This window comes from Cesiribacter sp. SM1, from assembly GCF_020178975.1.
Lineage (GTDB): Bacteria > Bacteroidota > Bacteroidia > Cytophagales > Cyclobacteriaceae > Cesiribacter.
In genome coordinates, this window is the sequence record NZ_JAHXBU010000058.1 from 1 (window position 1) to 500 (window position 500).

General features: G+C 36.4%; 1 protein-coding gene. It reads right to left on the reverse strand.

What is annotated here, in order from left to right:
- A partial coding sequence (locus KWJ01_RS13115) for a hypothetical protein (RefSeq protein WP_224996912.1) occupies positions 1 to 483 on the reverse strand: 483 nt, incomplete at its 3' end.
- Between the last annotated feature and the right edge of the window lie 17 nt (positions 484 to 500).

Below are 500 nucleotides of genomic sequence, written 5' to 3' on the forward strand. Positions count from 1 at the left end.
ATATTCTTCATAACGCTTTTTTGATTCATCCACGAAATCAGTAAATGCATCAAGGTTGTCAAAGTGCATTGTCCTTGTTTCATCCAAATCATTCTTGATATTGAAAGAAGAACCTTTGAAATCAATGAATCCAATATCCTCTTTGGCAAAATATAGGAAGAAATACCCTTTAGCCTCACCTTTGTCAACTATGGTTAACGGTACAAGCCTGTGCTTTGGCAGTTTAAATGAAGTCAGCACATCTGCCATATATTGACTTACAATCAACTTGCTAGTAAAAACATGCTTTATCAGATCTGTAAGAGGGAAAGGATGCTTGTTTTCAAAAACAGGAAATTCAGGAGCAAAGGTCTCAAAGTTACTATCATCCATTTTGTACAATGAATTAGCCCCTTCAAAGTCATAATCGTCTGGCAGGTCAATGTGATGACCAAATGTCCATACTTCTTTAGCTACTTCTAATATGTAGTGTCTCCTGTTCATAATGACTACCAACGTCC